The organism is Collinsella sp. CLA-ER-H8 (assembly GCF_040092335.1).
Classification (GTDB): domain Bacteria; phylum Actinomycetota; class Coriobacteriia; order Coriobacteriales; family Coriobacteriaceae; genus Collinsella.
This window is the reverse complement of record NZ_JBBNLU010000002.1, coordinates 102095-121129: the sequence shown is the minus strand read 5'-3', so window position 1 is coordinate 121129 and position 19035 is coordinate 102095. Positions and strand designations below refer to the sequence as shown.

Annotated in this window: 14 protein-coding genes; 10 read left to right on the top strand and 4 right to left on the bottom strand. The window is 61.4% G+C overall.

Annotated features, from left to right (window positions below; all coding sequences use genetic code 11):
• Positions 1-88: 88 nt before the first annotated feature.
• The 3 genes from AAAX72_RS01810 to AAAX72_RS01800 all read right to left on the bottom strand — a co-directional run bounded on the left by AAAX72_RS01810 (position 89) and on the right by AAAX72_RS01800 (position 3281).
• Positions 89-874, bottom strand: a complete 786-nt coding sequence (locus AAAX72_RS01810) for a hypothetical protein (RefSeq protein WP_349128778.1) — start codon at positions 872-874, stop codon at positions 89-91.
• Positions 875-1132: 258 nt separating this feature from the next.
• Positions 1133-2536 (bottom strand): asparagine--tRNA ligase, encoded by a 1404-nt coding sequence (asnS, locus tag AAAX72_RS01805; protein WP_349128776.1) that lies wholly within the window; start codon positions 2534-2536, stop codon positions 1133-1135.
• A gap of 181 nt (positions 2537-2717) precedes the next feature.
• The gene (locus AAAX72_RS01800; protein ID WP_040359007.1) at positions 2718-3281 is read right to left on the bottom strand and encodes a PTS glucose transporter subunit IIA; all 564 of its coding nucleotides are present in this window, start codon (positions 3279-3281) and stop codon (positions 2718-2720) included.
• A 243-nt stretch (positions 3282-3524) separates the two neighbouring features.
• On the opposite strand from AAAX72_RS01800, the gene AAAX72_RS01795 reads away from it, so the two are divergent.
• The 5 genes from AAAX72_RS01795 (at position 3525) to AAAX72_RS01775 (ending at position 10641) form a co-directional block, all read left to right on the top strand.
• A complete protein-coding gene (locus tag AAAX72_RS01795; protein ID WP_138374759.1) occupies positions 3525-4427 on the top strand; it encodes an alpha/beta hydrolase in 903 nt (300 codons plus the stop codon).
• Between the two features lie 382 nt (positions 4428-4809).
• Positions 4810-7221, top strand: a complete 2412-nt coding sequence (gene feoB / locus AAAX72_RS01790) for a ferrous iron transport protein B (RefSeq protein ID WP_349128774.1) — start codon at positions 4810-4812, stop codon at positions 7219-7221.
• Between the two features lie 120 nt (positions 7222-7341).
• On the top strand, positions 7342-8538 hold the full coding sequence (locus tag AAAX72_RS01785) for an MFS transporter (protein WP_349128773.1): 1197 nt from the start codon (positions 7342-7344) through the stop codon (positions 8536-8538).
• 153 nt (positions 8539-8691) lie between these two features.
• Positions 8692-10068, top strand: coding sequence for an alpha-amylase family glycosyl hydrolase (locus tag AAAX72_RS01780; RefSeq protein ID WP_349128772.1), 1377 nt, complete (start codon positions 8692-8694; stop codon positions 10066-10068).
• A 3-nt stretch (positions 10069-10071) separates the two neighbouring features.
• Entirely contained in the window at positions 10072-10641 is a 570-nt protein-coding gene (locus AAAX72_RS01775; RefSeq protein WP_349128771.1) for a uracil-DNA glycosylase family protein, read from the top strand.
• Here AAAX72_RS01775 and AAAX72_RS01770 read toward each other — a convergent pair.
• Positions 10638-11294, bottom strand: a complete 657-nt coding sequence (locus AAAX72_RS01770; protein WP_349128770.1) for a hypothetical protein — start codon at positions 11292-11294, stop codon at positions 10638-10640. The two genes, AAAX72_RS01775 and AAAX72_RS01770, sit on opposite strands and share 4 nt — an antisense overlap.
• Before the next feature lie 93 nt (positions 11295-11387).
• Here AAAX72_RS01770 and AAAX72_RS01765 point away from each other — a divergent pair, with 93 nt between their 5' ends.
• The 5 genes from AAAX72_RS01765 to AAAX72_RS01745 all read left to right on the top strand — a co-directional run bounded on the left by AAAX72_RS01765 (position 11388) and on the right by AAAX72_RS01745 (position 19034).
• Positions 11388-12524 carry an aminotransferase class I/II-fold pyridoxal phosphate-dependent enzyme gene (locus AAAX72_RS01765; protein ID WP_349128769.1) on the top strand — a complete coding sequence of 379 codons (1137 nt, stop codon included), beginning with the start codon at positions 11388-11390 and terminating at the stop codon, positions 12522-12524.
• 506 nt (positions 12525-13030) lie between these two features.
• The gene (gene rplJ, locus AAAX72_RS01760; protein WP_006235004.1) at positions 13031-13552 is read left to right on the top strand and encodes a 50S ribosomal protein L10; all 522 of its coding nucleotides are present in this window, start codon (positions 13031-13033) and stop codon (positions 13550-13552) included.
• A 102-nt stretch (positions 13553-13654) separates the two neighbouring features.
• Positions 13655-14032, top strand: a complete 378-nt coding sequence (rplL, locus tag AAAX72_RS01755) for a 50S ribosomal protein L7/L12 (RefSeq protein ID WP_006235005.1) — start codon at positions 13655-13657, stop codon at positions 14030-14032.
• 314 nt (positions 14033-14346) lie between these two features.
• Positions 14347-15255 carry a UTP--glucose-1-phosphate uridylyltransferase gene (locus AAAX72_RS01750; RefSeq protein ID WP_117637621.1) on the top strand — a complete coding sequence of 303 codons (909 nt, stop codon included), beginning with the start codon at positions 14347-14349 and terminating at the stop codon, positions 15253-15255.
• Positions 15256-15542: 287 nt separating this feature from the next.
• Entirely contained in the window at positions 15543-19034 is a 3492-nt protein-coding gene (locus AAAX72_RS01745; RefSeq protein ID WP_271738607.1) for a DNA-directed RNA polymerase subunit beta, read from the top strand.
• Position 19035: the final 1 nt, after the last annotated feature.

Below are 19035 nucleotides of genomic sequence, written 5' to 3'. Positions count from 1 at the left end.
CTGATGTCCATTTTTACAACAGCCTGGCGGGTTTTTTAATACAGAATCGGATGGGCGGTACGGGTAGTCGAATGGGCGGCGGAGGGTCTTATGCGGCGGAGGAGGCGTCGTCCTCGTCTAGGGCGGCGAAGAGCTTCTTGCCGTCGAGGAGACGTGTGGTGACGTTTCTCATTCGGCCAATCTCTACGGTACGCAACGTGTCATCGGCGCCTCGGGCGTCGTAGACCGTTCCCAGCAGATGCGAGATGCCATCGCGCTGCCTGATGGCAAAGGGACGGAGTGTCATCCGTGCTGCTTCGATTTCGCCACGCGTCGTGACGCTCGAAATATCAAAACTCACCGTGGCTCCGTGGTCGATGGCCTGCTCGACGAGCTCGCACGTGTCGATGCGCTTGATGGGCGTGCGTGTTGCCTTGGTAGCCTTGCTGACTGCGCTCGGAACGGGTTCGGGTGTATCGAGGTAGCCGCGAACGTCGGCACTCGCCATGGCAACTAAGTGCTGCGCCATGCTCTTGCGGATAGCGATAGGCGTGGAGCGGTTGCGCATGACCATACCGTGGAGCCGGATGATCTCTTCGTCGGCGAGCGGACGGGTAAGAAGTTTGTAGCCCACGCCGCGTTTGTACTCAATTTCGTATCCGGCATGGCGAAGCGCGGAGATGGCGGTGTAGATGCTGCGCCGCGCCGCCGAGATGGGCATGCGGGCGGGGTCGTCGGGATGGGCGAGGCGCCGGATCAACTCATCGGAAAGCATGGCCTTGTCCTCGCCAGTGTTTTCGCTTAATAGTTGCAGGATGCGAACGGCGCGATAGGCTGCCATCGAGGCGGCGCCTCTCGTCGTGGTGTCGTAGGTTTCAACAGCGGCTTCGGTCATCGTGCCCACGTCCTTTCCGTTTTGGGTGGCGACGGTATGGAGCCTAGGACGCGGGGCTTTCCCAGGGGCGCAGGGCGCTCTGGGCGGTCGGTAGTCGTCGGCAAACGGCGGGTCGAGTTTTCAACAGCCCTGCTCAACTGACCAAAAACTTGCCAAAAGCTTGTCGGATGCTGTTGAAAAAAGCGCCTCTCGACCGATGTCGAGAGACGCTTGTGCGATGAGCGTTGGCGTGTGGCGACGCGAGCTAGCGTCCGACGATTAGAAGTCGGCGTTGCCCACGGTGCGCGGGTGCGGCAGGACGTCGCGGATGTTGCCCACGCCGGTCAGATACATGACCAAGCGCTCGAAGCCCAGACCGTAGCCGGCGTGCTTGCAGGAACCGTAGCGGCGCAGGTCAAGGTAGTACTTGTACTGCTCGGGATTCATGCCCAGGTTCTTGATGCGGGCCTCGAGCAGATCCAGGCGCTCCTCGCGCTGGGAGCCACCGATGATCTCGCCGATGCCCGGCACCAGGCAGTCGGCGGCGGCGACGGTCTTGCCGTCGTCGTTCATGCGCATGTAGAAGGCCTTGATCTCGGCCGGGTAGTCGGTCACAAAAGTCGGTCGCTTAAAGTGTTCCTCGGTCAGGAAACGCTCGTGCTCGGTTTGCAGGTCGATGCCCCAGCTGACGGGGTAATCAAACTGGTGGCCAGCAGCGACTGCCTGCTCCAGGATCTCGACGGCCTCGGTATAGGTGACGCGGGCAAAGTCGGAGTTGGCGACATGGTCCAGGCGCTCGAGCAGACCCTTGTCCACAAACTTGTTGAGCATATTGAGCTCGTCGGGGCAGGTTGCCATGACGTCTTTGAGGACATACTTGAGCATGGCCTCGGCGTTATCCATGTAGTCGTTAAGATCGGCAAAGGCCATCTCGGGCTCGATCATCCAAAACTCGGCGGCGTGGCGCGTGGTGTTGGAGTTCTCGGCACGGAAGGTGGGGCCAAAGGTGTACACGTCGCCAAAGGCCATGGCAAAGTTCTCGGCATTGAGCTGGCCGGACACGGTGAGGCTTGCATGCTTGCCAAAGAAGTCCTGGCTCCAGTCGACCTCGCCGGACTCGGTGAGGGGCGGATTTTTGGGGTCGAGCGTGGTCACGCGGAACATCTCGCCGGCGCCCTCGCAGTCACTCGTGGTGATGATGGGGGTGTTGACGTAGACAAAGCCCTGCTCCTGGAAGAAGCGGTGGATGGCGGCAGCCGCGACAGAGCGGATGCGGAACACGGCGCGGAACAGGTTGGTGCGCGGGCGCAGGTGCTGCTGGGTGCGCAGGAACTCGACGGTTGCGCGCTTCTTCTGCAGCGGGTAATCCGGGGCGCTCGTGCCCTCGACCTCGATGGAGGTGGCAGAAAGCTCGAAAGGCTGGGGCGCATCGGGGGTCAGCTTGACGGTGCCGGTGCAAATGAGTGCGGCCGAGACGTTTTGATGGGCGATCTCGTCGTAGTTGTCGAGTGCCTCGCGGTTCATGACGATCTGCAGGTCGCGGAAGCAGCTGCCGTCGTTGAGCGTAACAAAGCCAAAGTTCTTCATGTCGCGGACGGACTTGACCCAGCCGGCGACGGTGACGGTCTGGCCGCCGAGCGACTCGGCATCGGCATAGAGCTGCGCGATTTTGGTGCGGTTCACGTATCCTCCCATAACGGTTGAATGATAGTTATCCATACAGTTCGATATTCTAGCAGCTCGGCTCATTTGAGCTATACAGATAAAGCATTGGCGGGATGGTTTTTCAAACGAAAAGCGCCCGCGGCCAAATGGTCGCGGGCGCTTGACGAGGTGCCTTTTGGCTGTGTGGCGTGGGGCCTGGCTACTTGGTCTTGGCAACCAGCAGCGGGTCGCCAAGCTTGACGAGCGGGTTGCCGCCGATAAGCGTTCCAGACTCGCCGACATGGTCGATGCTCTTAAGACGATCGAGCTCGGAGACGATGACGGTCACGATGTCCTCGTGACCAGCGGCCTTAATGGCCTCGCGGTCGAAGCTGATGAGCGGCTGGCCTGCCTTGACCACATCGCCCATCTCGACAAAGCGGGCAAAACCCTTGCCGTTCATTTCCACGGTGCCCAGGCCAACATGGATGAACACGCGCAGGCCGTCCTCGGTGATCATGCCGATGGAGTGGTTGGTGACAGTGGTGGCACCGATGCGGCCGTTGGCGGGCGCATAGATGGTGCCGGTAATGGGCTCGATGCCATAGCCCTGGCCAAGCATGCCCGAGGCGATCGTCTCGTCGGGAACCTCGTTCAGGTTGACGAGCACGCCGTTGACGGGGGCATAGATGACGCCTTCGCGGGTAGCGAAGCTTGCTGCGGGCGGAACGGACGCCTCGCCGGTCGAGGTGAAGGTGGACTTAAGCGAATCGAGCAGACCCATAGTTGCCTCCAACTTAAATAGGCGCATATCGCGCGTTTGGTTTGCCGGAAACGTTTCACATGTGTTTCGCGGCTTGGTCAACGCCCCTATTCTACGCTGCTCAACGATACCTCTGAACTGGGATTATGTGATATATCAGTTGAAGGGAAACTTATTGCCGGAGTGTTTCTGCGCCACGGGTTCAAGTGGGGTACGCTTGAAGGCGAAAAACAAGGGCGCATAATTTGCGCGAAGGGAGCACATATGATTGTCGAGAACCATGCGCTGTGGGGCGAGGAGCCGACCGAGGATTATCCGGCGACGTTTACGTATTTGGGTGCCGAGCCGTTGCCCGATAAACCGAATGGCCGCCGCCCCGCGGTGATCATCTGCGGCGGAGGCGGGTTTACGCATATCGCTCCGCACGAGCAGGATCCTGTGGCGTTTGCGTTTTTGGATCACGGTTACCAGGCCTTTGTGCTCAACTATGTCACGAGTTCTACGGGTGACGTGAGCTTTCCGCACCCCCAGGCAGATCTTGCCAAGATGGTCGCCACGGTGCGCGCCAACGCCGACGAGTGGCATGTCGATCCTAAGCGCGTGTGCGTCGTGGGCTTTTCTGCTGGCGGCATGATTTGCGCCTCGCTGGCAACACAGTGGAAGACCGGCCCCTTTGCGGCACTTGCCGGGGCGCGTCCGGACGACATTCGTCCCGATGCCGTGGTGCTGGGCTATCCATTGCTCGACTTTGCCTATGTGCGCGACATGCAGACGCGCGATCCGCGCATTGACTTGCGTGTGCCCAAGACGGGCGGCAAGACGGGGCGCGATTTGCTCAACGACTACCTGTCGATGGTGACGGGCGGCGAGGCAACTGACGAGCATCTGGCCGACATCTGCCCCACCACGCATGTTTCGCGTCAGATGCCACCGACCTTTGTGTGGGGCGTGTCCGACGACAAGACGGCACCGATCGCGCAGGTCTACCCGTTTGCGCAGCGCATGGCCGAGGAGGGCGTTGCATGCGAGATGCACGTCTTCGACCAGGGTGGTCACGGCCTTTCGCTCGGCAACGCCAACACCGCGGTCGACAACGAGGACAAGCAGGTGGCGGTCCGTCCCTGGATCCGCCTAGCCTTCCGCTTCCTGGAGCGCCACGGGTTTTAGTTACGGCGTTTTACCAAACGCCGTAACCACTTGACGCTGCAAGCCCGCCAGGGCGGCAATCTGCCTTTCAACTTCGGCGGCATGACCAGAAGGTCAATGCCGCCTCGTTTCAAGGCACCTTGCTCGCCCTGGCGGGCTTTCGCCGTCGGTTCCAAGACATCGGCATCGTCCTAGCTGTCAAGGGCTTGGCGTAGGTAGTCATTGGGGACGTTCTTAAGCGACTAGTCGAAAGGGACACTCTTGCGGTACTTGGCACTCGGGGACGTTCCTTTTGTGCCGGCACTTGGGGACGTTCCTTGCAGCAATCTGTCGATTGAACGTCGTTGTGTGTTCACGCTATCATGTAAGTTTAAAATTGGTTAGCCATGGCAAACGGTTAGCCATGGTGAACATAAATACAACGCCCTGCGGGCGCCGGGGGAGGAACACGGACGTGAAGCTCGATACACTCGAGATTGGAAAGGACGCCGTTGTCGCATCGGTGGCATCGGACGATCAGGCACTCCGACAGCATATTTTGGACATGGGTCTAACGCCGGGCACCGAAGTCACCATGATGAAGTATGCCCCCATGGGCGACCCGCTCGAGATTCGCCTGCGTGGCTACGAGTTGACACTGCGTAAGGACGATGCCGCTCGCATCGAGCTCGTGGGTATTCACGACACCGATACGGGTCCGCGCGCTAACGCCGCAATCGGCACGACGGAGCATCCGGCCCTGGGCGAGGGGACGTATTCGCCCCGTGCGGCAAAGACGGCCGTGCCAGAGGGCGCGCCGCTGCACTTTGCCCTCGCCGGCAACCAAAACTGCGGCAAGACCACGTTATTCAACCAGCTGACGGGCTCCAATCAGCACGTCGGTAACTTTCCCGGCGTGACGGTCGACCGCAAAGATGGCACCATCCGCAACCATCCCGAGGCAAGCGTTACCGACCTGCCTGGCATTTACTCCCTGTCGCCGTACACAGGCGAAGAGGTCGTGAGTCGTCAGTTCATCCTCGACGAGCGCCCGGATGCCATCATCGACATCATTGACGCCACCAACATCGAGCGTAACCTGTACCTGACACTGCAGCTCATGGAGCTCGACCGTCCTATGGTCATTGCGCTCAACATGATGGACGAGGTGACCGCCAACGGCGGCGCCGTGGACGTCAACCTGCTCGAGAGCCTGTTGGGCGTGCCCGTTGTTCCCATTAGCGCTGCCCGCAACGAGGGTATCGGCGAGTTGGTGGATCATGCCTTGCACGTGGCGCGGTTCCGCGAGCGCCCCGGTCGCCTGGACTTTTGCGCGCCCGACGGTCCGGACGGCGGTGCGCTGCATCGCTGCATCCACGGTATTGCTAACCTGATCGAGGACCATGCCGTGACGGCGCACATCCCGGTGCGCTTTGCGGCGACCAAGCTGGTTGAGGGCGACGAGCTGGTGACCGAGGCGCTTCACCTGGATCGCAACGAGCTCGACGCTATCGAGCACATCATCACCCAGATGGAGGGCGAGGCCGGCACCGACCGCCTGTCTGCGCTGGCTGACATGCGCTTTAGCTTTATCGGCGACGTGTGCGGGCGTTGCGTCGTCAAGCCGCACGAGAGCCGCGAGCACGTGCGCTCCGTCAAGATTGACCGCATCCTGACAGGTCGTTACACAGCCATTCCGGCGTTTCTGGTGATCATGGGCCTCGTCTTTTGGCTGACGTTTGGCGTGATCGGCGCGGCGTTGCAGGGACTCATGGAGGACGGTATCGCTACCATCATCGCCTCGGCCGATGCGGGCCTCAAGGCGTTCGGTACCAACGACGTGGTGCGCTCGCTGGCTGTCGACGGCGTGCTTACGGGTGTGGGCAGCGTGCTGACCTTTCTGCCGATTATCGTCGTGCTCTTTTTGTTCCTCTCCATTCTGGAAGACTCCGGATACATGGCGCGCGTGGCCTTTGTCATGGATAAGGTGCTGCGTCGCTTTGGCCTGTCGGGCCGCAGCTTCGTGCCCATGCTCGTCGGTTTTGGCTGCACCGTGCCGGCTATCATGTCGACCCGTACGCTCCCATCCGAGCACGACCGCAAGATGACGGTCATGCTCACGCCGTTTATGAGCTGCTCAGCCAAGTTGCCTGTTTACGGCTTGCTGTGCGGGGCGTTTTTCCCGCAGGCGACGGTCCCCGCCATGGTCTCGCTCTATCTGATCGGTATCGTGGTCGGCTGCATCGCGGCTTTGGTGCTCAACCGCACTGCATTTAAGGGCGACCCGGTGCCGTTTATCATGGAGCTTCCCAATTACCGCCTGCCGAGCGTCAAGACGACGGTGATGTTGGCATGGGATAAGGCCAAGGACTTCATCACCAAGGCCTTTACCATTATCTTTGCCGCGACCGTGGTCATCTGGTTCCTTCAGACGTTCGACATCCGCTTTAACGTGGTCGCCGATCAGTCGCAAAGCCTGCTTGCGGGCCTCGGCAGCATCATCGCGCCGGCGCTGGCGCCGCTTGGCTTTGGCGATTGGCGCGCATCCACGGCGCTCGTCACCGGACTTATCGCCAAGGAGAGTGTCATCTCGACCCTCACCGTGCTTTTGGGCGCGACCTCGCCCGCGGCACTGTCGACCATGTTTTCGCCGTTTACCGCTTACGTGTTCCTGGTCTTTACGTTGCTGTACCCGCCCTGCGTGGCGGCCATCGGCGCCGTCAGGAGCGAGTTGGGCGCACGCTATGCCGTTGCCGTGTTCGCGTTTCAAGTGACGGTCGCCTGGATCGTGGCGTTTGTCGTGCATTCGGCGGGCATATTACTGGGGTTGGCTTAGTTATTTATTGACGGCGCAACCTCTGTGTATCGAATTGTTTCGGTCCCGTGTCCGTTACTGACGGATGCGGGACCGTTGCTATATAATCGCCTCCGCTCAAAATGATTGGAGATGTTATATATGAGTCAGGCAAGGCAAGACGGCATCACGCTCAAGCAGTGGCTCCCACTCGTCGGGCTCACCTGCTGTGCGTTCGTGTTCAACACGTCGGAGTTTATGCCCATTGGCCTTTTGACTGATATCGCCGCGTCGTTCTCGCTCACCGAGGCCCAGGCGGGCATCATGATCTCGGTCTATGCCTGGGGCGTCATGCTGCTGTCGCTGCCGCTCATGGTGTTCGCCTCGCGCTTTGAGTTCAAGCGGATGCTGCTGGGCGTGCTGGCCGTGTTCTCGCTCGGTCAGTTCCTGTCCGCCGTGGCGCCGACCTATCCCATCCTGGTCTGCGCGCGCCTGGTGGTCGCTTGCGCACATGCCGTGTTCTGGTCAGTCGCCTCGATTATGGCCTCGCGCCTGGTCGACACTCGCCACGGCGCGCTCGCCATCAGCATGATTGCTACGGGCTCGTCCATCGCGCAGATCTTTGGCCTGCCGCTCGGTCGCGCCATTGGCTTGGCCGTGGGCTGGCGCATGACGTTTGCCGTGGTCGGGGGCCTCTCAGCCATCGCGGTCGTCTACCAGGCAGCGGTGTTCCCGGCCATGCCGGCGGGTGAGCGCTTTACTGTCAAACAGCTGCCCGAGCTGCTCAAGAACCCGCTCCTCATCGCGCTCTACGCAGTCACGGTCTTCATGGCGACCGGCTATTACGCAAGCTACAGCTATATCGAGCCCTTCCTGGCGCAGGTCGCGCACGTCGATGCGGGCGCCATTACCATGACGCTGACGGCGTTTGGCTGCTCTGGTTTGCTCGGAAGCTGGCTGTTTGGCCGCCTGTTCGATGGGCATCGCTTCCCGTTCTTGGCTATCACGCTCTCCGGCGTGCCGGTGGCCCTGCTGCTCATGGGGCCGGCCGCATCGTCGCTCGTGACAGTGCTTGCCGTCTGCGCACTGTGGGGTTGCTGCGCCACGGCCTTTAACGTGGCGTTTCAGGCCGAGCTCATCAAGTGCACGTCGGCAGATTCGTCGGCCGTCGCCATGTCGATCTTCTCGGGCCTGTTTAACCTCGGTATTGGCACGGGCACCGCAATCGGCGGCGCCGTGGTTTCGGGTCCCGGTATCGCTTGGATCGGCTTCGCGGGCGGGGCGATTGCCGTCGTGGGCGTCATCCTCGCCATCACCGTGCTGTTCCCGGCCATACGCCGCGCAAGGCCCGTCGCCTAATCACGTCCCCTCATCAGTTGCGGTGGAATAGTTCCTGTTTAAGGCCTCTGAAGGCCCAGGCAGGAACTATTCCACCGCAACTTATTTTGGGGGAGAGGATACAAGCTGGACATACAATGGATGTCGTTATGTTGAGCTTACCGGGAGGTTGCTATGTGGGCATACGAGACGACGTTCTACCAGATTTATCCGCTGGGCTTTTGCGGAGCTCCGCGTGAGAATGCCGCACCCGTTGCCGAGGACGAACTCTCTCAAGCTGCCGGCACTGCACCCAGCCCCGATGCCCCCATCATGAAGATTGCCCAATGGGCCGACTACCTGCAGGAACTCGGCGTTGGCACTGTGCTCATCAACCCGCCGCTCGAGTCCGATAGCCACGGCTACGATACGCGCAGCCTGCGCCATATCGACCGCCGCCTGGGTGGGGATGTCGACTTTGCCGCCGTGTGCGACACACTGCATGCCCATGGCATCCGCGTGGTGCTCGATGCCGTCTTCAACCACGTCGGCCGCGGTTTTTGGGCCTTCCGCGATGTGCAGGAGCGTAAGTGGGACTCGCCCTACAAGGATTGGTTCCACATTAGCTTTGACGGCGACTCCTGCTACGGCGACGGCTTTTGGTACGAGGGTTGGGAAGGCCATTTTGAGCTTGTGAAACTCAACCTGCAAAACCCCGCCGTGGTCGATTACCTGCTTGAGTCCGTGCGTCGCTGGGCCGAGGTCTTTGGCATCGACGGCCTGCGCCTGGACGTCGCCTATATGCTCGATCGCGATTTTATGCGCCGCCTGCATACTTTTACCCGTGAGCTCAAGCCCGACTTTGTGCTGATCGGCGAGACGCTCCACGGCGACTACAACCAGATCGTCAACGACGAGATGCTCGACTCCTGCACCAACTACGAGTGTTACAAGGGCCTGTACTCCAGCTTTAACTCGGTCAACATGTTCGAGATTGCCCACTCGCTGCATCGCCAGTTTGGCGGTGACCCGTGGTGCATTTATCGTGGCAAGCATCTGCTGTCGTTTGTCGACAACCACGATGTGCCGCGCCTGGCGAGCATCCTTACCGACAAGTCCTGCCTGCGCCCCGCCTACGGCATGCTCTTTGGTATGCCGGGCATTCCGTGCCTCTACTACGGCAGCGAGTGGGGGATTGCCGGCGAAAAGGGCGGCCCCGATGGCGATTGGGCGCTGCGTCCTGCGCTCGATGAGCCTGCGCCCAACGAGCTGACGGCATTTGTCAAGCAGCTCGCGCACTTGCGCTCGACAGACGATGCGGCGGCGCGCGCCCTCAACTACGGTGCCTATCGCAACGTGGTGATCCAGAACAAGCAGCTGCTGTTCGAGCGCGCCTGCGACGACGCGACGGTGCTCGTGGCGGTGAACGCCGTGGGCGAGCCTTGCACCTTTGGCGCCGGCGAGCTCAACGGGTCCTTTGTCGACCTGCTTGCCGACGATGCGCCCACGGTCGAGCTGACGGGCACCCTTGAGCTTGCACCCTACGAGGTGCGCTATCTGTTGAGAGCCTAGACCATGGCCGTGTCTGACGAGGGCTATCAACATATTGAGCATGGGTTTGAACCCGTGTTTGACGAGCGCTCGCGCGTTTTGGTGCTGGGGTCGTTTCCCTCGGTGCTTTCGCGCGCCAATGCCTTTTATTACGGCAACCCTCAGAATCGCTTTTGGCGTGTGATGGCCACGTGCCTCGGTATGCCTGTGCCGCCCAACGAGGGCGATCCTTTGGCAAGCGGTGAGCCCGCGACGCTCGATGCCTCCATTGCCGCCAAGCGATCCATGCTGTTGAACGGTGGCGTGGCCCTGTGGGATGTGATTGAGAGCTGCGACATTAAGGGCTCGAGCGACGCAAGCATCCGCAACGTTGTGCCGGCACATATCGAGCGCATTACCGATGCCGCGCCGATCGAGGCCGTTGTCTGTAACGGCGGCACGGCAGGGCGACTCTACAAACGCTACTTGCAGGATCGGACGGGGCTGCCTGCCATCGTCCTGCCCTCGACAAGTCCCGCCAATGCGACATGGCGTCTGGAGCGGCTTGTTGAGCGGTGGAGCGGCGCCGCTGATTGGCAGGCTTTTTCGATTTAGCAGTTTGAGTGCTCGGCAAGATGCCTCATAACGGCGTGCCAGATCGGTGTGGGCAGTGCAGGCGTGGCGCGCACCATGCCGTCGGTGTCGACGCCACCCGTTGCGGCGCCGCCGAGCTTCTGCGCGTGTTCGACGGAACACCCCATACGAACGGCGCCCACGAGCTTGTCCATGGCCTCAGAAAACGGTCGGCGCAAGAGGCCCATACGTGGGGAATGGCGAAGCGCTGCGATGCCGCTGCCGGCGCAGATGGCAACGCCGCCACACCACAATTGGTCATGGCGCTCACATGCCTTGTGCAGGCGAACGGTGGTCCCACGCGCCTGCTCAGCGCCCCGTTGTGCGGCTCGAATCACGGCATAGACACGCGCTCCCGTACTGCCAAAGCGCTCAAGCGCCTGCTCGATAGCTGTCAACGTCTCATCGTCAGCCACGTCTTCAATGGCCAGCACGATGCCATCGGCAACGCTGCCGGCGTCATTTGCCTTCGAGCCGACTGGGCGGGGGAGTACAGTGCCGGAAAGCTGAGCATAGGCGGCGATGGCATCCTGCAGGTCCCAGAGCAAAAAATCAAGATCGGCGCTATTGGGAATGCTGATATACGCAATGGTCTGCAACGTTTTTGGTGCATCGCCGCGTGCGGTCGTCTCCATGCCGCCTCCTTTCCGGTTGGTTTCCGTTTAGGTTACACCGTCTGGCGGCGCCACGTCGCGCTATCCTAGTGCAACCCTTACGAAAGGAAAGCCATGCGACTGTCCATGAATACCTCGCTTGCCACACTCAAGCCCTCCGGTATCCGCCGGATCAACGCGCTCGCCGCCCAGCACCCGGGGTGCATCGCGCTTGCGCTTGGCGAGCCCGATTTTCCCACGCCCGATGTGATTAGTGCCGAGGTGACCGCCGCACTGGACCGCGGTGACACGCACTATCCGCCCAACAACGGTCGCCCCGCCCTGCGTGAGGCGTTATCTGCCTACATGGGGGACGCGGGCCTTACGTTTTCGGCTGACGAGGTCATCCTAACCGACGGCGCGACCGAGGCCCTGTCGGCAACATTCATGGCTATGCTCAACCCCGGCGACGAGGTCATCATCCCCACGCCGGCCTTTGGCCTGTACGAGAGCATCGTCGTGGCCAACCACGCCAAAGCGGTCTTTTTGGATACGGAGCCTGCGCAATTCCAGATTGATGAGGAGGCGCTTCGTGCCTGCGTGACGCCAGCGACCAAGGCCATCGTCATCTGCTCGCCCAACAATCCCACGGGTTGCATCCTCAACGCGGCGTCTCTCGACGCCGTGGCACACGTGGCAGAGCAGGCGGGCATCTACGTGGTCTGCGACGACGTATACAACCGCCTGGTCTATGTGGATGGCTACGAGCGCTTTGCCCAGTGCCACCCGGAGCTACGCGAGCAGACAGTAGTCATCGAGAGCTTCTCCAAACCCTGGGCCATGACCGGCTGGCGCTTGGGCTGGCTCGCAGCGGCAGCCCCCGTCATCGCCGAGATCGCAAAGGCCCACCAATACCTAGTATCGAGCGCCGTCTCCTTCGAGATGGACGCCGCAGCCCGAGCCCTCACCGTCGACCCAACCCCCATGCTCGAAGTCTACCGGGCCCGCCGCGAACGCGTACTCGCAGCCTTAGACGCCATGGGCCTCGACGTAGTAGAGCCCGCAGGAGCCTTCTACACTTTCCCGAGCATCAAAAAGTTCGGCCTAACCAGCGAGGGCTTCTGCATCAAAGCCATCAAAGAGGCCAACGTAGCCCTAGTCCCGGGCGACTGTTTCGGCACCGAAGGCCACATCCGCCTCAGCTACTGCGTCTCCGACCAAGATCTGGACGAAGGCCTAAATCGCCTGTCCACCTTCATTTCAACCTTATAGCCCAACGGGACGCAACGCATCAGCCCACCGACCCAAGCATTATGAGTGGTGGCGTCAGCCAACGAAAACCCGGGCTGCCCAAAGTCAACGCAGGCACGCGCCGCCGAAGGCCAGGCGCAAGGTTTCCGTAGATTCCGCACGAGCCGGAAAGCACTTAATGTGCTTTCCGAGCGAGCCCAGGACCTGACCGAGCGGAAACCTTGCGCCTGGCCTTCGGCGGAGCGTGCCGGATGGTGGAATTGTGTGCAGCCCGGTTTTCCGTTGACCGACGCCAGGGTCCCCGCCATAATACTTTCGGTTCACGCACGAATCCGCTGCCAGAGACAGCCGGCGCAAACGGGTCTTACCCGCGAGCTTAATGGGACTTCCCGCCAGCCGAGGTGGTCGAGTAGATATGTCTTCTCGCCCCCGTCGCTCATGCAGCGCGGGGGCTTTCTTTTTGGACATGCCCCCGTCACGTCCTTGTGGCGGACCGTGCCCGGAAAGAATTCGAGGAGGTGTAATTCATGCCCCAGCAGTACAAAATCGACAAGGTTGCAGAGATCGAGTCCCGTATCGCCGAGAACGCCGGTCTGTTCGTCGTCAACTACAACGGTCTGACGGTTAAGCAGGCTCAGGAGCTGCGTCATCAGCTTCGCGAGTGCGGCGCCGAGATGAAGGTCTACAAGAACAACCTGGTCAAGATCGCTCTCAAGAACCAGGAGCAGCCCGAGCTCGACGAGATCCTCGCCGGCCCCGTCGCTTATGTGTTCTACGAGTCCGAGCCGGTCGAGGCCGCTAAGGCCCTTAAGGACTTCTCCGCTAAGTCCAAGGGCGTCCTTGAGATCAAGGGCGGTATCTCCGACGGCAAGGCCGTTTCCGCTGATGATGTTAAGGCTATCGCCGAGCTGCCCACCAAGGATCAGCTTCTCGGCCAGATCGCCGGTCTCATCTCCGGTTTCGCTCGCGACATCGCTGTCTGCGTCAACGGCGTTTCCTCTGGTCTCGCTCGTTCGATCCAGCAGGTCTCCGAGCAGAAGGCAGCCTAGTTGCTGTTTTCACCCGCGGCGGCAACGCCGCACCCCTGGCGCATTCGCGCTGTGTTTTAACTGATCTCCGTGCACAGACACGGAAACCGAAAGGACTTAGAAATGGCTAAGCTTACCACCGATGAGATCATCGATGCTCTTAAGGAAATGACCCTTCTCGAGGCTTCCGAGCTCGTCAAGGCTATCGAGGACACCTTCGGCGTTTCCGCCGCTGCTCCTGCCGCTGTTGTCGCCGCTCCCGCTGCTGGCGCTGCTGAGGCCGAGGAGAAGACCGAGTTTGACGTCGTGCTCGAGGGCTTCGGCGACAACAAGATCCAGGTCATCAAGGCCGTCCGTGAGCTCACCAACCTTGGCCTGAAGGAGGCCAAGGAGGTCGTCGAGGGCGCTCCCAAGGCTGTTCTCGAGGGTGCCAAGAAGGAGGACGCCGAGGCTGCCAAGGAGAAGCTCGAGGCTGCTGGCGCTGCTGTCACCCTCAAGTAATCAGGCTTTCTCGCCAGATTTCTTTGCAGACGGGGTTCGCATTGCGAGCCCCGTCTTTTTTGTTTTTCGCTCCCTCGACATCGGTAGCTCAAACTGCCATGTTCTGTGATTTGCGTCGTATCGGGCACCCTGCCGTTGGGCAATAAAATTGCACCATTCGAGCAATAATTTGCGTTGACCTGCTGAAGAATTGTCTCTGCCTTGTAGCGACATATAGTTCCAGCGGTAAGATGCTTAGGTATCGCAATTTGGTCTGCGGCTGTGTGCCGCACGCATGGGGCGCTTTTGCGCCTGCGAAAGGATCTTTGAATAACATGAAGGCAATCATCCCCGCCGCCGGTCTTGGCACGCGTTTTCTGCCTGGCACCAAGTGCACGCCCAAAGAGATGCTGCCGGTGCTCGACAAGCCCGTCATTCAGTATGTCGTCGAGGAGGCGCTCGACCCCGAGGAGGTCGACGATGCCATCATCGTTACTTCTCCCGGCAAGCCCGAGCTGCTGAACTACTTCCAGCCCGATCGCTCGCTCGAGAACCTGCTGCGCGAGCGCGGCAAGAACGCCTATGCCGATGCCGTCGCCCACGCTGGCGGTATGCCGGTCGACTTCCGTTATCAGTACGAGCCCAAGGGCCTCGGCCATGCTATCCGCTCTGCTGCCGACGCCGTGGCAGGGGAGAACTTCCTGGTTCTTCTGGGCGACTACGTTGTGCCTAACCGCGACATCTGCGACAAGATGCTCGCCGTTTCCAAGGAGCACGGTGGCGCTTCGGTTATCGCCGTCGCTGCTTGCTCGCCCGAGGAAGTCAGCCGCTACGGCGTTATCGCCGGCGAGCGCGTCGGTTCGCTCGAGGGCGCCGAGGGCGTTGCCGATGCCGAGCCGGGCGCTGTCTGGCGCATCGGCGGTCTGGTCGAGAAGCCCGCTCCCGAGGCTGCTCCGTCCAACCTGTACATCGTCGGCCGCTATCTGCTGAGCCCGCTGGTCATGGACCTGCTGGCAGATCAGCAGGCCGGCAAGGGCGGCGAGATCCAGCTCACCGACGCAATGGCCCGTTCGCTCGATCGCGAGGCCATGTATGCCGTCGTCATCGACCCGCTGTCGGGCTACGACACCGGCACTCCCTCTGGCTGGATGGCCACCAACGCCCTCATGGCTGCAAGTGACCCCCGCTTTGCCAGTGCCTTCTGGGACGCCATCGACGAGCGCGGCGGATTGATGCGCAAGTAAGCCTTCGGGCATCGACATTTACGGGCGCGGACCTCGGTTCGCGCCCGTTTTTTATAAGAGCTGCGATTGCCGACTCTCTGTTCACAGAAAATATATGAACAGGTGTTCGATATACATGCATCTACCTGCGCATTTTCTGTCGAAAAACTTTGCTACTCCAAAAACTCAATCGCGTCAAGGCTTTTCTTGCCCAACGGTCGGTACCTGATAAACTATTAGGTTGCGATAACTGGCGAAGCTATGCCTCGCCAACCCACCGAGCATTTCCGTGAAGGAGGAAAAACCTGGTGACCTACGCATACACTGCCACTGAGCGCAAGCGCGTCAGCTTCGGGAAAATCCCGGAGGCCATGGAGCTCCCCAACCTTATCTCTGTTCAAAGGGAATCCTTTGAGCGTTTTAAGGACGAGGGCCTTCGTGAGGCGTTCAAGGAATCCAGCCCCATCCAGAGCCAGAACCATGTTCTCGAGGTTACCTTCGGCGAGCATCAGTTCGGCGACCCCGCGCACACCGTCGAGGAGTGCCGCGAGAAGGACATGACCTATCAGGCCCCGCTTCTGACCGACGTCCGTCTCACCAACAAGGAGACCGGCGAGATCAAGGAGCAGCTCGTCTTTATGGGCGACTTCCCCATGATGACCGATCAGGGCACCTTCATCATCAACGGTACCGAGCGTATCGTCGTCTCGCAGCTCGTCCGCTCCCCGGGCGTGTACTACAGCTCCGAGATGGATTCGGGCAAGCAAATCTACAAGGCCCAGATCATCCCGTCCCGCGGTGCCTGGCTTGAGTTTGAGGTCGACAAGCGCGACCAGCTCATGGTCTCCATCGACCGTAAGCGCAAGCAGAGCGCCACGATGTTCCTGCGCGCCCTTGGCATCGCCGTCACCAACGACGACATCATCGAGCTGCTCGGCAACTCCGATGTGATCAAGCGTACCCTGGAGCGCGACACCGCCCTCACTCGCGAGGACGCCCTCATCGAGATCTACCGTCGTCTGCGCCCGGGTGAGCCTCCCACCGTGGACGCTTCCCGCAGCCTGCTCGAGGGTCTGCTCTTTAACCCGCAGCGCTACGACCTGGCCCGCGTCGGTCGTTACAAGGTCAACAAGAAGCTCAACCTCACCACCGAGGAAGAGGTCACGGTGCTCACCGACGAGGATATCGTCGCGACGCTGCGCTACCTGCTGTCCCTCGCTGCCGGCGAGCAGGGCTTCAAGGTCGACGACATCGACCACTTTGGCAACCGCCGTATCCGCACCGTCGGCGAGCTCGTCGCCAACCAGTTCCGTATCGGCATGAGCCGTATGGAGCGCGTCGTCCGTGAGCGCATGAGCTCCCAGGACATTGACGAGATCACCCCGCAGTCGCTCATCAACATCCGCCCGATCGTGGCCTCCATCAAGGAGTTCTTCGGTTCCTCGCAGCTCTCGCAGTTCATGGACCAGGCGAACCCCCTGACCGGTCTGACCCACAAGCGCCGTCTGAGCGCACTCGGCCCTGGTGGTCTTGCCGGCCACAAGTCCGGCTCCAGCCGCCGCACCAACGTGCCGACGGCCGTCCGCGACGTTCACAACTCGCACTACAGCCGCATGTGCCCGATCGAGACCCCCGAAGGCCCCAACATCGGCCTGATCGGCTCGCTCGCCCTCTACGCCCGCGTCAACGAGTACGGCTTCATCGAGGCTCCGTTCCGTCGCGTCGAGAACGGCGTTGCCACCGACCAGATCGACTGGATGACCGCTGACGAGGAAGAGAAGCACGTCATCGCGCCGGCCAACACGCCGCTCGATCCCAAGACCAACGAGTTCATCACGACCGATGCCGAGGGCAAGCTTGTCCGCCCGCACACCGTGATCGCCCGTACCCGCGACTTCGACGGCTCCTTCGGCGCTCCCGCCGACGTGCCCGTCGAGGACGTTGACTATATGGACGTCTCGCCGCGTCAGATGCTCTCCGTCGCAGCCACGCTGATTCCGTTCCTCGAGCACGACGACGCAAAGCGTACGCTGATGGGCGCTAACATGCAGCGTCAGGCCGTGCCGCTGGTTCACCCCGCCGCTCCCTATGTCGGTACCGGCATGGAGCGCCGCGCCGCTCTGGACTCCGGCGAGGTCACCCTGGCCAAGAACGCCGGCGAGGTCATCTTTGCCGACGCCGCCAAGATCATCGTCAAGCATGCCGGCGGCATGGACGAGTATCACCTGGCCAAGTACCAGCGCTCCAACCAGTCCACCTGCATCAACCACCGTCCGCTCGTGCGCGTCGGTGACACCGTTGAGCAGGGCGAGCCCCTGGCTGACGGTCCTTCGACCGATCATGGCGAGCTCGCACTGGGTCAGAACCTCACCGTGGCATACATGCCGTGGGAAGGCTTTAACTACGAGGACGGTATCGTCGTGTCCGAGCGCCTGGTGGCCGAGGACCTGCTGACGACCATCAACATCACCCGTCACGAGATCGATGCCCGCGACACCAAGCTCGGCCCCGAGGAAATCACCCGCGAGATCCCGAACCTCTCCGAGGACATGCTTGCCAACCTCGACGAGGACGGCATCATCCGTATCGGCGCCGAGGTCGGCCCTGGCGACATTCTGGTCGGCAAGGTCACGCCTAAGGGCGAGAGCGCTCTGACCGCCGAGGAGCGCCTGCTGCGCGCCATCTTCGGTGCCAAGGCCCACGACGTCCGCGACACCTCCCTTAAGATGCCTCACGGCGCTTACGGCCGCGTCATCGACGTCGTCCGCTTTAGCCGCGAGAACGGCGACGACCTGGCCCCCGGCGTCAACGAGCAGGTGCGCGTCTACGTCGCCCAGCGTCGTAAGATCCAGCAGGGCGATAAGATCGCCGGCCGCCACGGCAACAAGGGTGTTATCTGTAACGTTCTGCCGGTCGAGGACATGCCCTACATGGCTGACGGTACCCCGATCGACGTTATCCTCAACCCGCTGGGCGTTCCTTCGCGTATGAACGTCGGCCAGCTGCTCGAGTGCCACCTTGGCTGGGCTGCTGCCTGCGGTTGGGATACCGAGCAGGCCGACTCCGACAAGTACGTCCCCGGTCCGTTCTTCACCGCCACGCCTGTCTTCGACGGCGCCAAGGAGGACGAGATCGCCGAGGTCATTCGTCGTGCCAACAAGAACATGCTCAACAAGGCCACCGCTGCCTTTGGCGATCACATGCGTCCCGAGTTCGTCACCCAGCTTGACGAGCGCGGCAAGACCCGTCTGTTCGACGGCCGCACCGGCGAGGAGTTCCGCGAGCCCATTACCGTGGGTACGTCCTACATCCTCAAGCTCGGCCACATGGTCGACGACAAGATTCACGCCCGTTCGACCGGCCCTTACAGCTTGGTTACCCAGCAGCCTCTGGGCGGCAAGGCCCAGTTCGGCGGCCAGCGCTTCGGCGAGATGGAAGTTTGGGCACTGTACGCGTACGGTGCGTCCAACGTCCTGCAGGAGATCCTGACCGTCAAGTCCGACGATACCGTGGGCCGCGTCAAGACCTACGAGTCCATCGTCAAGGGCGAGAACGTTCCTGTCCCGGGTATCCCCGAGTCTTTCAAGGTTCTCGTCAAGGAGATTCGCTCCCTCGCACTGGACATCGAGCCCATGCACGATGCCGACGAGGACGCCTCCGCCCCTGTGACCGCCGAGGAGACCTCTGCTCTCGACGACCTGGCTGCGCTCGCCGGCGTTGACGCCGACGTCGAGGCCCAGGATGCCGAGACCGCCGAGGCACCCGAGGCTGTCGCCGCCACGACCACTGATAAGGAGTAGT